Below are 16808 nucleotides of genomic sequence, written 5' to 3' on the forward strand. Positions count from 1 at the left end.
TCTGTGGGAATCACATGTACCCAGTGATGAAATCGGCCAGCAAGGCCAACGGTGTGCTCTTCGCCCTGGTGCTGGCGGCGATGTTCGTCTATTCGCTGCCCCCTGTGGTGAGCTTCGCCCGCAACCAGACCGACGCCTGGAACCTATTCGTCGACGGCAAGCTGTTGCGCACGTTCGAACAGGCCTACGACAAGCGCTTCTTCCTGCGCGATCCGTCGATCGGGCTATGGGCAGACGCCCAGTTCCAACTGTTCGGCGAGGGCACCCAGGGCGTGGTGCTGGGCAAGCACGGCTGGCTCTACACCGGCCAGGAATACCGCGTGCCCAACGACCTGGACGCCAACCTGGCCAGCCAACTGCAACAGATCACCCAGGTCGCCCAGCGCTTGGCCAGCCATGGCAAGCACCTGGTGCTGCTGCCGCTGCCAATGAAGCTGGACATCTATGCCCAGCACGCCCAGCGCGCCTTCGACCCGAGGGTATCCAGCCTCTACGCACGCTTCGTCACTGACCTGCAGGCCCGGCAGCTGGATGTGGTGGCGCTGCGCGAGGCCTACCTGCGCAACCTGTCCGGGCCAGCGCTGTTCCTCAAGTCCGACACCCACTGGAGCCCGGACGGCGCGCGCCTGTCCGCCTACGAGCTGGCCCGCCAGCGCCCGCAATTGCTGGGTGACCAGGTGTATGTGTCGCACAAGACCGGCGAGAAACAGGTCAAGGGCGACCTGATGAACTACCTGCAGTTCGACCATGCGCGCCTGGCGCCGCAGTTCGGCCCCAGCCTGATCGAGCTGTACGAGACCCTCAAGGCCGAGCAGACCAGTGACGAACTGTTCGCCGAGCAGACCCAGAGCCTGCTGTTGGTGGGCACCAGCTACAGCAAGATCGACGACTGGAACTTCGTCGGCTTCCTCAAGGAAGCACTCAACCGCGACCTGCTGTCCGTCGCCGTGGAGGCCCGCGGGCCGTTCGAGGCGATGAACCAGTTCCTGGCCAGCGACCAGTTGCAAGACCCACGGATCGACACGGTGATCTGGGAGTTTCCCCTGCGCACCCTGCTCGCGCACCGCCCCGACACAACCCGTCATACCGCCCAACCCGGGCATTTCTGACGTTCAAAGGAGCACTTGATGAAGCCTTCACCCCTGTTCACCGCCGTCGCCCTGATTGCTGCCAGCCACACCACCCTGGCCGCCGAAGGCAACGCCGATCTGTATGACGCCGTGGCACCGGCCGACTCGGCGTTCGTGCGCGTGCTCAACCTGTCCGACGCCAACATCGAGGTGACCCTCAGCGGCAAGGTCAACCCACAGAAGGTCGCCCCAGGGCAGCTCGGGGGTTACCGCTTCGTGCCGGCGGGCGCGCACAAGATCGGCGTCGGCGCCAACGCCATCGAGCCGACCCTGGCGGCCAACGCCGCCAGCACCGTGGTGTACGACGGCAAGCAGTTGAACCTGATCGCCGACCAGTACGTCAACGAACCGAAAAAGGCCCAGGTGGCCTTCTACAACCTGACCCCGGCCCAGGCCACGCTGCGCACCGCCGATGGCAAGCATGAGGTGGTCAAGGCCCTGGCCAACGGCCAGACCGGCGCTCGCATGGTCAACGAGATCAAGATCGACTTCGCCGCCTATGTGAATGACCAGGAGGTGGCCAGCTTCGACGAGCTGTTCCTGAAGAAAGGCCGCTCTTACAGCTATGTGCTGCTGCCTGGCAACCGCAGCTTGAGCCTGGCAAACAGTATCGACCCGACCGAGTGACGCAACGCCGAACGCAAGGATGACTGGCCCATGAACACCCTCCTCCCCCTCGGCCTGGCGGCCACCCTCGCGCTGCTCAGCCTGCCGGGCCAGGCCGCCGAACCCGCCACGCCCGGCTGTGAGAACCTGCGCTGCATGGCCTGCCCGGCCCTGGCCGAACCGCAGCACTATGCCGAAGGGCGCATGAAGCTGATGCGCCAGATCGTCCCCGGCAAGGCGCGCTGGCTGTTCCGCTCGATGGTCGACCTGACCAACGATTTCGGCATCCCCGCGCCCATGCGCCCGGAGTTCGCCCGGTTGATGGCCACGTTTCACCGCCAGGGCATCCAGGTGGCCATGGCTATCCAGCCGACCCGTGGCCTGATGCACCGCGACAAGCTCCAACCCGATCATTTGCACGGCTTCGACTACGACCGCGCCAGCCGCAACCTTGACGCCTATCTGGGGCAACTGCGCCAGGGCGGCGCGGTGGTGGCGCCAATGATGCAGCTGGTGCGCCAGCCGCCCAAGGGCGAGTATTTCTTCCGCCGCGACCACCACTGGACCCCAGCCGGCGCCGAAGCCACGGCCAGGTTGATGGCCGAGGAGATCCGTCGCCAACCGTTCTATGCTGGCCTGACGAAAAAGCAGTACCACACCGAGCCCGGGGTGATGGTGCCCAAGGATGGCACGCTGAACCTGGCCTTGAGCTACATCTGCGGCAACAACTACGGTTTCCAGTACGTGCGCGGCTACCAGACCGTGCCGGTGGCCAACGACAGCGAGGCCCTGTTCGACGACGCACCCGACCCCGAGGTGATCCTGGTCGGCGACAGCAACGCCGCGGCCCGTGAGGACGAGAGCAAGCAGTTCAACTTCGACGGCTACCTGAAGCAGTACCTGGAGGTGGATATCCTCAACTACGCCCTGCCCGGCGTGGGCGAGGACGGCTCGCTGCTGGAGTACCTGCTGTCTGCCGACTACAAGCCCGCGGCGCCGCCCAAGTTGATCATCTGGGAACTGCCGGCCAACTACCGGCTGGATTCACCCTTGATGTACCGCCAACTGGTGCCGGCGATACAAGGGGGCTGCAAGGCGTCGCAAGCCGTGCTGGCCACCAAGCTGCAACGCCCGGCGCTGACGGTCGGCGAACGTATCGAGCTGTTGAGCAATGCCGGCAGTGCACGCCAGGCCCTGTCCAACGGCTTCCTCGATATCCGCCTGAGCGACAGGAACGTCAAGGACTTCTACCTCATCGTCTATTACGACAACGGCGCCCGCGACAAGGTGTGGTTCCGCCGTGAGGCGGCGGTGAGCGGTGGCCAGTATTACCTGGAGCTGAGCAAGGCACCTGAGTTCGCCGGCGCCAACCTGCTCTCGGTGTTTCTCGAGCCGACCAAGGCCGGCACCGCCGCTACCGAAGTGGAGACGCGGCTATGTCTGTGATCGGAAGCGTTGGGGCTGCTTTGCAGCCCATCGCCGGCAAGCCGGCTCCTACAAGGGATCGCACACCTGGGGTAGGAGCCGGCTTGCCGGCGATGGGCCGCAAAGCGGCCCCAGGCCTTTCAACCCTGATCATGCTGGCCTTGCTGCTCCCCCAAGCCCAAGCGGCCCAACCGATCTGGCCCCCTCGCGCCACGCCGCAATCGACCATGATCGCCGACTACCGCACCCTGCCCTGCCCGAAGGAGCCCCCACCGCCCTACACCGGCAGCCTGCAACTGCAAAGCAAGTACGACCCGCGTGACGCCAGCAAATCCACCCTGCGCGCCAGCCCCGACACCGACAGCGAACGCATCGCCGGGCAGATCAAGCCGTTCATCGCCGGCCTGGTCCAGGCCGGCAAACGCTTCCAGCAGGCAAAGAAGCCCAAGCAAGCCAACCTCGCCCTGGCCTGCCAGGCCCAGTGGCTGGAGCACTGGGCCAAGGCCGGCGCCCTGCTCGCACCGGACGCCAGCAACACCGGCATGGCCGCGCGCAAATGGGCATTGGCCGCCATGGCCGGCAGCGTGTTGCTCACCCAGGCCGCCGCCGATGGCAAGGTACGGCTGAGCGCCACGCAGCAGCAATGGTTCACCCTGCTCGGCGAACAGGTGATTCGTGAATACGATCCACGGCGAACCTCCACCACCGTGTACTTCAACAATCACGACTACTGGGCCGCGTGGGCGGTGGCCGCCACCGGCATGCTGGTGGGCCGTGATGATTTCATCCGCTGGGCCGACGGCAACCTGCGCCGGGGCCTGGCCCAGGCCGTGCGCCGTGGCGACTATGCCTACCTGCCGCTTGAAGTGGCGCGCAGCAAGCTGGCCGCCAACTACAGCCAGTACGCCCTGGTGCCCCTGGTGCTGCTCAGCGAATCGGCCCGCGTCAACGGCCTGGCCTGGAGCGACGACGACCAGCAGACCCTGGACCGCCTGGCCCGTTTCGCCGCCCGCAGCGTGCTCGAACCGGACACCCTGCCCGAGCTCAAGGGCAAGCACCAAGCCAGGGTCGCCCCCTACAAGCTGGCCTGGCTGATTCCCTTCCTCGCCCGAGCGCCCGGCCATCGCCTGGCCCGCCAGTTGTACGACGAAGAAGATGGCGAGGTGGACAACTACAGCCAGATCGGCGGCCCGCTGAAGCCGGCCTATTCCAACCTGCCTTGAACAAGGATGCTCCCATGGCCCCCCTTACCCGCCTTTACTGCCTGGCCGCCCTGCTGCTGGCAAGCACCGTCCAGGCTGCGCCCGTCATCGAAACCCTGTCTCTGGAGCAACACCAACGACAACTGACTGAGCTGCGTCAGCAAGCGCACCAGGCCGTGGCCTTCGAACAGGCCACCCGCCCACAACCACCAGGCCGCGCCAGCGTCACCCTGCAACCAATGTTCTCGTCCCAGGCCGGCAGCTGGCCGTTCGAGCCCTTCGTCAACAACGGCCTGTTCCGCGCCATCGCCGGCTACCAGGCACACCATCCGCAGGCCGTGATGCTGCGAGGGGGCAGCATCACCCTGGCGCAACTGCATGATGCGCTGAACGATGCCCGTATCCTCAAGCGCTATAAAGATGGCTACCTGTTGAGTTATCCGCTGATGATCGGGCCAGATGCCGGCCTGGTGCTGGAGGACACGCACCTCTACCTTTACACCGTCTCCGGCACCGCCCTGATCAACCAGGGCTGGCTGGGCTTGAACCACTCGACAGTGGAAAGCATGGCCGGCGACAAGCCAAGTAACACCGACCGCGCCTGGCGGCCGTTCGTAATGGCCTGGGCCGGCAGCCACACCCAAGTGGTCGACTCTACGCTCAGGCGCCTGGGCTACAACGCCAACCTGTCCCGTGGTTTGAGCACTGCGCTCAGTACCCAGCAGCCGAGCACCACCCGCCCGGCCACGGTGTTGATCGAGAACAGCCAGTTCAACGAGCTGTCCAGCGCCGTTGAGCTGCAACACAGCCAGGCGACCATCACAGGTAGCCAGTTCGAGCACTCGCAGCAATACGCCATCGACGTCCGTGACAGCCAGCTGAGCCTGAGCGGTAACCAGTTGCGTGGCATCGCCAACAACAGCGGCGTGCGCCTGCGCGGGCAAACCCGGGCAAGCGTGCAGGACAACCTGATCCTCGGCGCCACCAAGGCGGCCATCGAAATCAGCGAGCAGCGCGGCGCCGTGCTGGTGGCCGGCAACCGCATCGGCGACAGCCGCGGCAATGGCATCCAATTGCGCAACCTTGCGCCTACCCCGTCAGCCCCCTTGCTTATCGACGACAACCTGCTGGCCAGCAGCCAGGGTAGCGCGGTTGACGCCAGTGAAGTTGCGGCGTTCGCGCTGGTAGGCAACCGCATCGGCAATACCCAGGAGTACGCCGTCAGCCTGCGCAACGCCGCGCCGTTGCCAGGGCCGCTGCTGATCAGCGGCAATCGCCTGGGGCAGGTAGGCAAGGCGGTGATGCGGGTCGAGGGGGTTCGGGAGGTCGAGCTGGGGCGTAATACTTTCGATGGCAAGGCATTGCTGCAGAACCTGCTGATTGGCGACCTGCTGCCGTTGCAGGGGCAGGTGCTGGAGGCAACGGTGGCGCGAAGCCAGATTATCCGAGTGTGTCACTGTAGGAGCGGCTTCAGCCGCGATGCAGGCAACGCGGTGCTTGGCACCCGCTGCGCGGGTGATCGCGGCTGAAGCCGCTCCTACAAGGATCGCATCAAGCCACCGGGCGCTGCATCCGCACAAAGCATTCGTCCATGCCCACCTCGACGAAACCCCGGCGCTGGTACAGGCGCCGCGCCGGGTTGCTGCTGAACACCGTCAAGCGCAGCAACGGCAAGCGCCGCTGCGCCGTCCAGCTGGCCAGGTGTTCCAGCACCCAGCCGCCGATACCCCGGCCACGATGTTCAGGCAGCAGGTGCAACTCGCGGATGTACAACGCCTGGCGGTCCTGGCTCAGGCTGCAGAAGCCCAGCACCTGGTCGTACTCGACCACCAGCCACTGCTCGCGCCAACCCCAGGCCTCGTCGAAGGCTTCCTCGATCCATAGCAAGTCGAATTCGCGGTAGTACGGCAGCATGGCGCGGCGGGTCAGGTCACGGGCGAAGGTGCGGTGGCTATCGGTGGCGGGGATCAGTTGAAGGGGCATTATCGAACACACAGGTCAGGGGGTTTCAGGGGCATAGCAAACCGGCGAGCTGCCCGGACCACGCCGCTCCAGTTCGTCTTCCAGCCAGCGGGCCAGTACCTGGGCATTGTTGTGCTCGGTGTCCTTGCCGGCATACAGCAGGGTCAAGACACCCTTGTCGGCCAGGTCCAACAACGGGTACCAGTGCTCGGGATGGGCGGCCAGCTCCTGTTGGTAGCACAGGGTAAAACCGGCGAAATCCAGCTCTGCGGCATGGAACGCCTTGCGCAGTGCGTCGGAAGGCGCCACCTCGCACAGCCACAGCGCCTGCAGCTCATCCTTGCGCATGTTGCGCGGCCACAGGCGATCGACCAGCACGCGCTGGCCATCGCTCGGCAATGCCGCTTCGGAGACACGCTTGCATCGAATCATCGGGCACCTGTGCGACATCTCACTCCAGCAAGCCTAGGGTGTTCATTGACCGAGGTCACGCACTAGTAACGAATTGTTTCTATGCTGAAAGCCTTCGGCACCCTTGCCCGACGCCAACCGGAGCCCCCATGGCAACCCCGTCACTGGCCAGCCAGCCGCAACTGACCCACCGCAATTCACGCCCCCAGCTTGCTCACAAACCCAGCCGCGCCACCCTCACCCTGTTCATCGGCCTGCTTCTCACCGGCCTGGCCTACACCTTCTGGAGCCTCAAACAGGACGTCAGCGCCAGCGGCACCGTGGTCACCACCGCCACCCCATTCCTGCTGCTGGGCCTGGCCCTGCTGATCGCCCTGGGCTTCGAATTCGTCAACGGTTTCCACGACACCGCCAATGCCGTGGCCACGGTGATCTACACCCACTCGCTGCCGGCACCGGTGGCGGTGGTGTGGTCCGGGTTGTGCAATTTTCTGGGCGTATTGCTTTCCAGCGGCGCGGTGGCGTTCGGCATCATCGCCCTGCTGCCGGTCGAGCTGATCCTGCAGGTGGGCTCGACCACTGGTTTCGCCATGGTCTTCGCCCTGCTGCTGGCGGCGATCATCTGGAACCTGGGCACCTGGTGGCTGGGCCTGCCGGCCTCCTCCTCGCACACCCTGATCGGTTCGATCATCGGCGTGGGCGTGGCCAACGCGCTGATGCACGGGCGCGATGGCACCAGCGGGGTGGACTGGGCCCAGGCCAGCAAGGTCGGCTACGCCCTGCTGTTCTCGCCGTTGATCGGTTTCGCCTGCGCCGCCCTGCTGCTGCTGGCCCTGCGCGCGCTGGTCAAGCGCCAGGAGCTGTACCAGGCGCCGGAAGGCCAGACCCCGCCGCCCTGGTGGATCCGCGGCGTACTGATCCTTACCTGCACCGGCGTGTCCTTCGCCCATGGCTCCAACGACGGGCAGAAAGGCATGGGCCTGATCATGCTGATCCTGGTCGGCACGCTGCCAATGGCCTATGCGCTGAACAAGACCATGCCCAACGAGCAGGCCCTGCAGTTCTCGGCGGTTGCCGAAGTGACCCGCCAGGCCTTGGTGCGCAACGCGCCGCAGCCGGCGCCCGACGACCCGCGCCAGGCCCTGACCGACTTCATCAGCGCGCCCAAGGCCAGCCCGGAACTGGTCCCCGCCCTGGCCAAGCTGACCGGCATGATCGGCGAGGAAGTCAAAGGCTACGGCTCACTCAAGCGTGTGCCCGCCGAGGCCATGGCCAACGTGCGCAACGACATGTACCTGACCAGCGAGGCGATCCGCCTGCTCGACAAGCACCAGCTGGCCCGCTTCGACGCCGACACCCGCCGTCATGTGCAGTTGTTCAAGCGCCAGCTCGACGACGCCACCCGCTATATCCCGCTGTGGGTCAAGGTGGCAGTGGCCATCGCCCTCGGCCTGGGGACCATGGTCGGCTGGCGGCGCATCGTGGTCACGGTGGGTGAAAAAATCGGCAAGACCCATTTGAGCTATGCCCAGGGCGCCTCGGCCGAGGTGGTGGCGATGTGCACCATCGGTGCGGCGGACATGTTCGGGCTGCCGGTGTCGACCACCCACGTGCTCAGCTCCGGTGTGGCCGGTAGCATGGTGGCCAATGGCTCAGGCATCCAGAAACGCACCCTGGTCAACCTGCTGATGGCCTGGGTGCTGACCTTGCCAGCGGCGATGCTGCTGGCCGGGAGCCTGTACTGGCTGCTCAACCAGCTCTTCTGACCTGTAGGAGCCAGCCTTGCTGGCGAACCGCATACACCGCCGTTCGCCAGCAAGGCTGGCTCCTACAAGGGCAAGTATTCAGCCTGGAATCTTCAAACCACGCTGCACCGCCGGGCGCTCAAGGAAGTTGGCCAGCACCCGCTGAACCTCCTTGAATTCATCGAACCCCACCAAATCCCGCGCGTTGTAGCGCTCCACCAGGTTGCGCACCCAGGGGAAGATGGCGATATCGGCGATGCTGTACGCGTCCACCATCCATTCACGCCCCTTCAGGTGCCTATCCAGCACGCCCAGCAAGCGCTTCGATTCGTTGACGTAACGATCCCGCGGCCGCTTGTCCTCGTAGTCCTTGCCCGCGAAGAAGTGGAAGAAGCCCACCTGGCCAAACATCGGCCCGATGCCGCCCATCTGGAACATCAGCCACTGCAGCGTCTGGTAGCGCCGGGCCGGATCGTGGCTCAGCAACTGACCGCTCTTCTCGGCCAGGTACTGCAGGATCACCCCCGACTCGAACAACGGCAGCGGTTGGCCACCGGGGCCATCCGGGTCAAGGATCGCCGGAATCTTGTTGTTGGCGCTCAACGAGATGAACTCGGGGCTCAGCTGGTCGTCCGTCTCGAAACTGACCTTGTGCACTTCGTACGGCAGGCCGATCTCCTCAAGCATGATCGAGACCTTTACACCGTTGGGCGTGGCCAGTGAATACAGTTGCAGCCGCTCGGGGTGCTGGGCCGGCCACTTGCGGGTAATGGAGAACGCGGACAGATCAGTCATGTTCAGGCCTTGGTTGTATAGGGTTGGTGGACAACGCGGCATCCCTGACCATCACCCAGTCACGATGGCGCTCCTCGCCACACGGGAAGACCGCCTCCCCCACTTTGCGAAAGCCATTGCGCTGGTAGAAGCGGATGGCCCGCGCATTGAGCTCGTTGACGGTGAGGCGCACCGTACCGTGGGCGTGGACCAGGGTCGCCTCCAGCAGCCGTTGCGCAGCACCCGTGCCATGGGCACTGGGCAACAGATAGAAGCGGGAGATCTCCACACGATGGTAGGCGGCGGTGATGTCCAGGCGGCCAGGCGCCAGGTCGAGCATGCTGTAACCCACCACCTGCCCCGCCTGCTCGACCACCAGCAGGCGCTTGTGCGGATGCTGCAGGTGCATCAGGAAATGCTCGGGCTGAAGGTTGTGGGCGATATAGTGCTGCAGCGCGGCGGGGGCGCTGTCGGGAGGGCTGGCCAGGGCGAAGGTGGCCTGGCCGACATGGCTCAGGGCGCTGCTGTCAGCGTCGCGGGCCGGGCGGATCTGGTAGGGCATGGCAACATCCTGTCGGGCGTCCGGATCGCCTCCGACAATGCCAGCCCCGCCGGGGCGGTGCAAATGAAAAGGCGACCCGGTTTGCACCGGATCGCCTCCAAACCTCAGTAACGCGTCCTTACCGGTTCCGCGTCGCGGGAAACGATCACCTCCACCCGGCGATTGAGCTGACGCGAGTGCGCGTCGGCGTTGCTCGCCACAGGGGACGCCTTGCCGTAACCGGCGCTGACGATACGCGCTGGGTCCACACCCTGGCGACGCAGCGCGTGGGCCACGGCCGCCGCACGGTTCTCCGACAACCGCAGGTTCAAGGCGTCGCCACCGGTGGAATCGGTGAAGCCCTCGACCCGTACCTTGCGCTCAGGGTTATCCCGCAGGAACTGCGCCAGGCGCTGGATATCGTCGTGGCTGTGGCTGCGCAGCTCGGCGCGGCCGGTGTCGAACAGCACATCGCCGAAGGTCACCACGGTGCCACGGTCGGTTTCCTTGCCCTTGAGTGCCTTCAGTGCATTGAGCTGGGCGGTGCGGACTTCCAGGCGCGCCTCGGCACGCCGGGCTTCGATGCCACGCATGCCAGCCTCGGCCGTGCGCAGGCGGATGGTTTCCTCGGCCGTCTCGATCCTGCGGTTGGCCAGGTAGGCCAGCTGCTCGACCTCGGGCGACTTGCGGCTGACCAACGAGGCCTCCTCGGCCTTGCCCAGCGCGGCTTGCGCCTGCTGGGTTTCCAAGGCGGCGATACGATGAGACTCCGGTTTGCCCTGCAGGGCCGAGAAGGCTTCGCGGGCCTCCACCAGGCGCGGGCTTTCCGGGGTCGCGGCGCAGCCGGCGATCACCAGGGCGAGCACGGACATGGCCGGCAGCAGATAACGTTTCGACATGTTCGGCTCCTTACTGGCCAGATTTCGTTGGGACGGCACCCGGCTCGGTGAGCATTTCATGCTTGAGCACCTCGATACCTTTTTCCGCGGTTTTCAGCTGTTCTACGGTGCGCTGTGCCCGGGCCTTGGTTTCGGCCAGGCGGGCATCGGCCTCGGCCTGCTGGGCCAGGGTGCGGACCTGCTCGTAGCGCTTCTCGCCGAAGGCACGATCCATGGCGCCGAGCTTGTCCTGGGCGGCGCGCATCTCCACCGGCGCGTATTGCGTGGCATCGGCGGCGACCGCGCGGTTGACAGCGCTGCGGGTGAGTTCGATCTGCTCGGTGGGGACCGTGACACTGGCACAGCCGCCCATGATCATGAGCAGGCCGGCCAGCGGCAAAATCTTGCGGTTAAAACGGACACGCATGGAAAAACTCCTGTGCTGCGTACGCGAACCGGCGATCGGCGAGCTTCGCTCATCACCGGAATTGGACTGAATACGTAGGAAATGTCTTGGTTTCTCGTCATAAAACCGGCTGCGACGCGGAGACGGAGTCCTTTCCGGCATCAGGAATACGCGAGCACCCAAGACAGACTGTTGCGAAAACGGCATCAGACTATTCCCAGCGAACCAGCGGTCGAATAGGACTTTTCGCAATTAGGCTGTAAGGAAATTCGACAGGCGATTGGCCATTCTCCTCCCGGCCCGGCCTGTGCCTTGCAGGTATCGAGCGGGGTTGGGTTCTATTCCGTCTAGCAGGGTATTTCCGTTGGGCATGATGCCGCCTCCAGTCCGAGCAATCGTCACGTCGAAACGGCGCTTGCTGACGGTAGGATTTCGGCTTGGTTGGCGTCTAATGACAGAAATATCAGGTGGGAGGCCGTGCTGTAGGCCGACCGCAACGGATACGGTCAGCCCACACGGACAAAGCAGGCGCCCAGGGCCTAACCCTGCTGGTGGGCCTTGAGCTTGAGTTTTTCGGTGTCGACCCGCACGAACACCGAGTCGGCGAGCACCGTCAGTACATCACCGGCCCAGACCTCGCAGATCACCCGGCTCTTGCGCCCGACCTCGCCTTCGACCCGCGCCTTGAGCAGCAACTCGACGCCCATCGGCGTCGGTTTGAGGTAAGTCAGCCCGAGCTGGCCAGTGACGCAGTCGATCCGTGGCAGGCTGCCGGCCTCGCGGCCTTCGGCGCGGTAGTGATAGGCCATGGCGGTCCAGTTGGAATGGCAGTCCACCAGCATCGCCAGCAAGCCGCCATAGACCAGGCCCGGCCAGCCGGTGAAGGTCTCGTCGGGAGTGTGGCGGCATAGCAGGTGAATGCTATCGGTGTCCCAGTGGCTCTGCACATGCAGGCCGCTGGGGTGAGCGCAGCCGCAGCCGTAGCAGATACCTTCGGGGGCGGCGAGGCGTTGCAGGGAATCGGTCATGGGCGTCCTTTGCTTGTTGGAGTTGGGCAGGCAGCACTGGCCGATGGTAGCGCCACGTCCCACGCCTGCGTCAATACCGTTTCCAGGTAGGAGCCAGCCTTGCTGGCGAGCCAGGCAACGCGGAGGCTGGCACCGGCTGTGCCGGTGTTCGCCGGCAAGGCCGGCGCCTACAGGGATCGCATCGGCTGTCAGGTGTTGAGCAACGCCGGGACCCGATTGCGCCGCTGGGTCAGCGACACCAGCAGGATGAACAGTGTCACCCCGGCGGTCATCAGCGTTTCGTAGCGGTAGGCGTCACTGAACAGCATGTAGCCCAGCACCATGACGATGGTGCCGATCACCAGCCAGGTCAGCCATGGGAACAGCCACATCTTCAGTTCCAGTGGCCGGCCCTCACGCTCGGCGCGCGCCCGCATGCGCAGTTGCGACACGGCGATCACCAGGTACACCAGCAGGGCGATGGCACCGGTGGTGGACAACAGGAAGCCGAACACCTTGCCGGGAAACACATAGTTGACCAGGCAACCGGCAAAGCCCGCCAACGTCGAAAGCACGACCGCCACCGTCGGCACACCGGCACCGGAAATACGCTTGGTCATGCCCAGCGCCTGGCCACGGGCCCCCAGCGAATACAGCATGCGCGAGGCGGTGTACAGGCCAGAGTTCATGCAACTGGTCACCGCCACCAGCACCACCAGGTCGACCAGCAGCTTGGCACCCGGCACGTTCAGCACCTCCAGCACCCGCTGGAACGAACCGACCGCCTTGAGCCCCGGGTCGTTCCACGCCACCAACGACACCACCAGGAAGATCGACGCCAGGTAAAAGATGGCGATGCGGTACACCACCAGGTTGGTGGCGCGGCGGATCTTGTCCTTGGGGTTGGCGGTCTCGTCGGCGGCGATGGTGACGATCTCGGCACCGAAGAACGAGAAGATGGTGATCAACACGCCCCCCAGCACTGTGCCAAAACCGTTGGGCATGAAGCCGCCGGTGTCCCACAGCCGGCTGACACCGGAGACGTCGGCCAGCGGCCAGAAACCAAACACCGCCAGGCTGCAGACCACGATGAAGGCAATGATGGCGACCACCTTCACCAGGGCGAACCAGTACTCGAACGCACCGAAATTCTTCACGCTGACCAGGTTGCTGCCCGCCAGCACGACCATGATCAGGAAGGCGAACAGCCAGGACGGCACGCCCGGAAAGTACGCATGCAGGATATCCGCGCCGGCGATGGCCTCGACCGGGATGATCAGCACCCAGAACCACCAGTACAGCCAACCGATGGTGAAGCCCGCCCACGGCCCGATGGCCTCGCTGGCGTAGGTGGAGAACGAACCGCTGTTGGGGTTGGCGATGGCCATCTCGCCAAGCATGCGCATCACCAGCAACACCAGCAAGCCGGTCATGGCGTAGGAGATGAGAATGGCCGGGCCGGCGGTGGCGATGGCATTGGAAGAGCCGATGAACAGCCCGGCGCCGATGATGCCGGCAATCGAAATCATGGACACCTGACGCGAGGTCAGGCCGTGTTGCAGGGAGCGCTGTTTCTTGTGGTCTGGCGATGCCATGGGGAACCCTCGAATGGGTCGGCCGCCGCAAGGACGACTGAAAGTTGAAGCAGAATTCTGTAGGTCGGAGTTGCTCGTTGTTGTTGTTGTGAAACGCCGGTCGCTAACTTTCCCCCTCTTTGAACAATGGGTTGTCATTGTTGATCCAGGTCAGTATTAATCTATGGCGCCGACTCAACAAACGACCTTTTCGAAGCACATCATTCCCTCATGGATTGAACTTCTTCCATTTTCGCTGGGTAGTACCTCGCCATGTCCAGACGTCTGATGCCCTCCACCACCGCCCTGCAATGCTTCGAGGCGGCTGCCCGCCACCTGAGCTTCACCCGTGCCGCGCAGGAGTTGCACCTGACCCAGAGCGCGGTCAGCAAGCAGGTGGCGCAGCTCGAGGAGATGCTGGCCCACCCACTGTTCCAGCGCATCCGCAGGCGCCTGCACCTGACCCCGGCAGGCGCGCTCTACCTCGCCGAAGTGAACAAGATCCTCACCCAGATCGACATCTCCAGCCGCTACATCCTCAGCTACGGCGACGAGACCGAGGTGCTGCGCATCGCCACCCAGCCCACCTTCGGTGCGCGTTGGCTGGTGCCCAGGCTCAAGGGCTTCGGTGTTCGCCACCCGCGTATCCACCTGGATATCCGCAACGAACTCGAGCCCTTCGATCTGGTACAGGCCAAGGCCGACATCGCCTTTTTCTTCGGCCAGGGCACCTGGCCGGGGGCAACCTGCATCGAACTGTTCAGTGAAGAAGTGCTGCCGGTATGCGCACCCAGCTTGCTGGCGCAGCAGCGCTTCACCAGCGCCGAGGCCCTGACCGAACACCGCCTGCTGCAATGCGCCTCGCGCCCGGAGGCCTGGCACGAGTGGTTCCTGGGTTTGGGCCTGCACAGCCAGAACAGCTACCACGGGCCGCGCTTCGACACCTTCTACCTGTGCATTCGCGCCGCCATCGCCGGGTGTGGTATCGCCCTGATCCCACGTTACCTGGTGGCCGAGGAGTTGGCCGAAGGCAAGCTGGTGGTGGCCTGGGATCATCCGCTGGCAAGCAACGGCCGGCACTTCATGGCCCATGCCGAGCATGCGGCCGAGGTGCCCAAGGTGCGGGCGTTCGTGCAGTGGATTCGCGAGCGGGTGGCCGAGGGGGATTGATGTCGCCTGTACAGGCCCCTTCGCGGATAAATCCCACCCAGACAAGCCTTGCGCGATCCTTGTGGGAGACCTGTAGGAGCGGGTTCACCCGCGAAGAGGCCAGCAACAGCAACACAGCTTTCAGCCTTGGTCACGAATTAAAGGAATGACTGCAATCAATTAATTCGTTTGCGAAATATAGACCCGGCACGTTTCGATAATGACTAATTCGAAAAACAGGCCGCGCGTACATGAACCCGGAAAGTATCAGCCAATCCATCGCCATCGTTCACCCGATCACACTTTCCCATGGCCGCAACGCTGAAGTCTGGGACACCGATGGCAAGCGCTACATCGACTTCGTCGGTGGTATCGGCGTGCTCAACCTGGGCCATTGCAACCCCGCCGTGGTCGAGGCGATCCAGCAGCAGGCCACGCGCCTGACCCACTACGCCTTCAACGCCGCGCCCCACGGCCCATACCTGGAGCTGATGGAGCGCCTGCGCCAGTTCGTCCCGGTCAGCTACCCACTGGCGGGCATGCTCACCAACAGCGGCGCGGAAGCGGCGGAAAACGCCCTCAAGGTCGCCCGCGCCGCCACCGGCAAGCGTGCGATCGTCGCCTTTGACGGCGGTTTCCACGGACGCACCCTGGCCACCCTCAACCTCAACGGCAAGGTCGCGCCGTACAAGCAGCGTGTGGGCGAATTGCCCGGCCCGGTCTATCACCTGCCCTACCCCAGCCCGGACACCGGCGTGAGCTGCGAGCAGGCACTGAAAGCCATGGAGCGCCTGTTCAGCGTGGAGCTGGCGGTGGAGGACGTGGCGGCGTTCATCTTCGAACCGGTGCAAGGCGAAGGCGGCTTCCTCGCCCTCGACCCCGCCTTCGCCCAAGCCCTTCGGCGCTTCTGCGACGAGCACGGGATCCTGATCATCATCGACGAGATTCAGTCCGGCTTTGGCCGCACCGGCCAGCGCTTTGCCTTCCCCAGGCTGGGTATCGAACCGGACTTGCTGCTGCTGGCCAAGAGCATTGCCGGTGGCATGCCACTGGGTGCGGTGGTCGGGCGACAGGCGATCATGGGCGCGCTGCCCAAGGGCGGGCTGGGCGGCACCTATTCCGGCAACCCGATCGCCTGCGCGGCGGCGCTGGCGAGCCTAGCGCAGATGACCGACACCAATATCGCCACCTGGGGCGAGCGCCAGGAACAGGCCATCATGGCGCGTCATGCACGCTGGCAGGCATCTGGCGTGTGTGCCGGGCTCGGACGCCTGACAGGTACCGGCGCGATGCGCGGGCTCGAGTTCGTAAACCCGGACGGCAGCCCGGCACCGGCGCTGCTGGCCAAGGTGCTGGAGACGGCTCGCAGCAGAGGCTTGCTGCTGATGCCCAGTGGCAAGGCACGGCACATCATCCGCCTGCTGGCCCCACTGACCATTGAGCCTGAAGTGCTCGAGGAAGGGCTGGACATCCTCGAGCAGTGCCTCATGGAACTGAACTGAACGTTACAGGCCCAGCTCTTCGGGGGTGGGCATGTCGCACTCGAAGGCAATCCAGCCGCCTTCGAGTTCGGCGTGGCCGTTGACGATCAAGCCGTAGTAGGTCAAGCCGTTCTCCAGCGTGACGCAGATGTGCGTGGCGCCTTTTTCCGGTGCCGCGAGCGTACCGACGAAATGCACCTTCTTCAGGACTTCGGTCACCGCCTCGAGGCCGACGCGCATGTTGGTGTTTTCCGAAGCCTCGGTATCGCCCCCACGGTCTTCGGCGCTGACGGTCACGGTGGCGATGTACGGGTACTTGGTGCTCAAGCGGGTTACCTCGGGTGGAGTGGATGGTAGAACGGCGCCTAGGGTACGGCAGCCACACCTGGTTGTCTGCAACGACCTGTTCGCCGGCAAGCCGGCTCCTACGGATCTGCGCATTGCCCGTGGGAGCCGCCGATGCACATGGCCTCGCCCGCCCCGATCTGTTAGGGTGCCCGCCGATGCACGCCACACC

17 protein-coding genes are annotated in these 16808 nt (G+C 64.7%); 8 read left to right on the plus strand and 9 right to left on the minus strand.

From position 1 onward, the window contains the following. Positions 1 to 26 precede the first annotated feature (26 nt). The 5 genes from PSEEN_RS15990 (at position 27) to PSEEN_RS16010 (ending at position 5892) form a co-directional block, all read left to right on the plus strand. Entirely contained in the window at positions 27 to 1109 is a 1083-nt protein-coding gene (locus tag PSEEN_RS15990; RefSeq protein ID WP_231845276.1) for an alginate O-acetyltransferase, read from the plus strand. 18 nt (positions 1110 to 1127) lie between these two features. Further along, positions 1128 to 1757, plus strand: a complete 630-nt coding sequence (locus PSEEN_RS15995) for an alginate O-acetyltransferase AlgF (protein WP_011534592.1) — start codon at positions 1128 to 1130, stop codon at positions 1755 to 1757. 30 nt (positions 1758 to 1787) lie between these two features. Then, complete coding sequence (locus PSEEN_RS16000; RefSeq protein ID WP_011534593.1) at positions 1788 to 3182, plus strand: alginate O-acetyltransferase AlgX-related protein; 1395 nt, start codon at positions 1788 to 1790, stop codon at positions 3180 to 3182. A gap of 92 nt (positions 3183 to 3274) precedes the next feature. Beyond that, on the plus strand, positions 3275 to 4384 hold the full coding sequence (locus PSEEN_RS16005) for a polysaccharide lyase (protein WP_011534594.1): 1110 nt from the start codon (positions 3275 to 3277) through the stop codon (positions 4382 to 4384). A gap of 14 nt (positions 4385 to 4398) precedes the next feature. After that, a complete protein-coding gene (locus PSEEN_RS16010; protein WP_011534595.1) occupies positions 4399 to 5892 on the plus strand; it encodes a right-handed parallel beta-helix repeat-containing protein in 1494 nt (497 codons plus the stop codon). A 22-nt stretch (positions 5893 to 5914) separates the two neighbouring features. Here PSEEN_RS16010 and PSEEN_RS16015 read toward each other — a convergent pair whose 3' ends face one another. After that, entirely contained in the window at positions 5915 to 6346 is a 432-nt protein-coding gene (locus tag PSEEN_RS16015) for a GNAT family N-acetyltransferase (RefSeq protein WP_011534596.1), read from the minus strand. Positions 6347 to 6361: 15 nt separating this feature from the next. Then, complete coding sequence (locus tag PSEEN_RS16020) at positions 6362 to 6757, minus strand: DUF488 domain-containing protein (RefSeq protein WP_044488232.1); 396 nt, start codon at positions 6755 to 6757, stop codon at positions 6362 to 6364. 128 nt (positions 6758 to 6885) lie between these two features. Between PSEEN_RS16020 and PSEEN_RS16025 the strand changes: the two genes are divergently transcribed. After that, positions 6886 to 8502 (plus strand): inorganic phosphate transporter, encoded by a 1617-nt coding sequence (locus tag PSEEN_RS16025; protein ID WP_011534598.1) that lies wholly within the window; start codon positions 6886 to 6888, stop codon positions 8500 to 8502. Between the two features lie 78 nt (positions 8503 to 8580). On the opposite strand, the gene PSEEN_RS16030 is transcribed toward PSEEN_RS16025, so the two are convergent. The 6 genes from PSEEN_RS16030 to PSEEN_RS16055 form a co-directional block, all read right to left on the minus strand. Beyond that, positions 8581 to 9276: a glutathione S-transferase N-terminal domain-containing protein gene (locus PSEEN_RS16030; protein ID WP_011534599.1), complete on the minus strand. Its 696-nt coding sequence runs from the start codon at positions 9274 to 9276 to the stop codon at positions 8581 to 8583. Next, positions 9269 to 9817, minus strand: coding sequence for a GNAT family N-acetyltransferase (locus tag PSEEN_RS16035; RefSeq protein WP_011534600.1), 549 nt, complete (start codon positions 9815 to 9817; stop codon positions 9269 to 9271). Before PSEEN_RS16035 ends, PSEEN_RS16030 begins: the two co-directional genes overlap by 8 nt. A 104-nt stretch (positions 9818 to 9921) precedes the next feature. Next, on the minus strand, positions 9922 to 10695 hold the full coding sequence (locus PSEEN_RS16040; RefSeq protein WP_011534601.1) for an OmpA family protein: 774 nt from the start codon (positions 10693 to 10695) through the stop codon (positions 9922 to 9924). A 10-nt stretch (positions 10696 to 10705) separates the two neighbouring features. Then, positions 10706 to 11101 carry a DUF4398 domain-containing protein gene (locus PSEEN_RS16045; RefSeq protein WP_011534602.1) on the minus strand — a complete coding sequence of 132 codons (396 nt, stop codon included), beginning with the start codon at positions 11099 to 11101 and terminating at the stop codon, positions 10706 to 10708. Positions 11102 to 11619: 518 nt separating this feature from the next. Further along, positions 11620 to 12108 carry a PaaI family thioesterase gene (locus tag PSEEN_RS16050; RefSeq protein WP_011534604.1) on the minus strand — a complete coding sequence of 163 codons (489 nt, stop codon included), beginning with the start codon at positions 12106 to 12108 and terminating at the stop codon, positions 11620 to 11622. Positions 12109 to 12296: 188 nt separating this feature from the next. Further along, positions 12297 to 13682, minus strand: a complete 1386-nt coding sequence (locus tag PSEEN_RS16055; protein ID WP_011534605.1) for an amino acid permease — start codon at positions 13680 to 13682, stop codon at positions 12297 to 12299. A 252-nt stretch (positions 13683 to 13934) separates the two neighbouring features. Between PSEEN_RS16055 and gcvA the strand changes: the two genes are divergently transcribed. Next, positions 13935 to 14831 carry a transcriptional regulator GcvA gene (gene gcvA, locus PSEEN_RS16060; RefSeq protein ID WP_011534606.1) on the plus strand — a complete coding sequence of 299 codons (897 nt, stop codon included), beginning with the start codon at positions 13935 to 13937 and terminating at the stop codon, positions 14829 to 14831. A 230-nt stretch (positions 14832 to 15061) separates the two neighbouring features. After that, on the plus strand, positions 15062 to 16312 hold the full coding sequence (locus PSEEN_RS16065; RefSeq protein WP_011534607.1) for a 2-aminoadipate transaminase: 1251 nt from the start codon (positions 15062 to 15064) through the stop codon (positions 16310 to 16312). Positions 16313 to 16315: 3 nt separating this feature from the next. On the opposite strand, the gene PSEEN_RS16070 is transcribed toward PSEEN_RS16065, so the two are convergent. Beyond that, positions 16316 to 16618 (minus strand): hypothetical protein, encoded by a 303-nt coding sequence (locus PSEEN_RS16070; protein ID WP_011534608.1) that lies wholly within the window; start codon positions 16616 to 16618, stop codon positions 16316 to 16318. Positions 16619 to 16808 lie beyond the last annotated feature (190 nt).

This window comes from Pseudomonas entomophila L48, from assembly GCF_000026105.1.
Lineage (GTDB): Bacteria > Pseudomonadota > Gammaproteobacteria > Pseudomonadales > Pseudomonadaceae > Aquipseudomonas > Aquipseudomonas entomophila.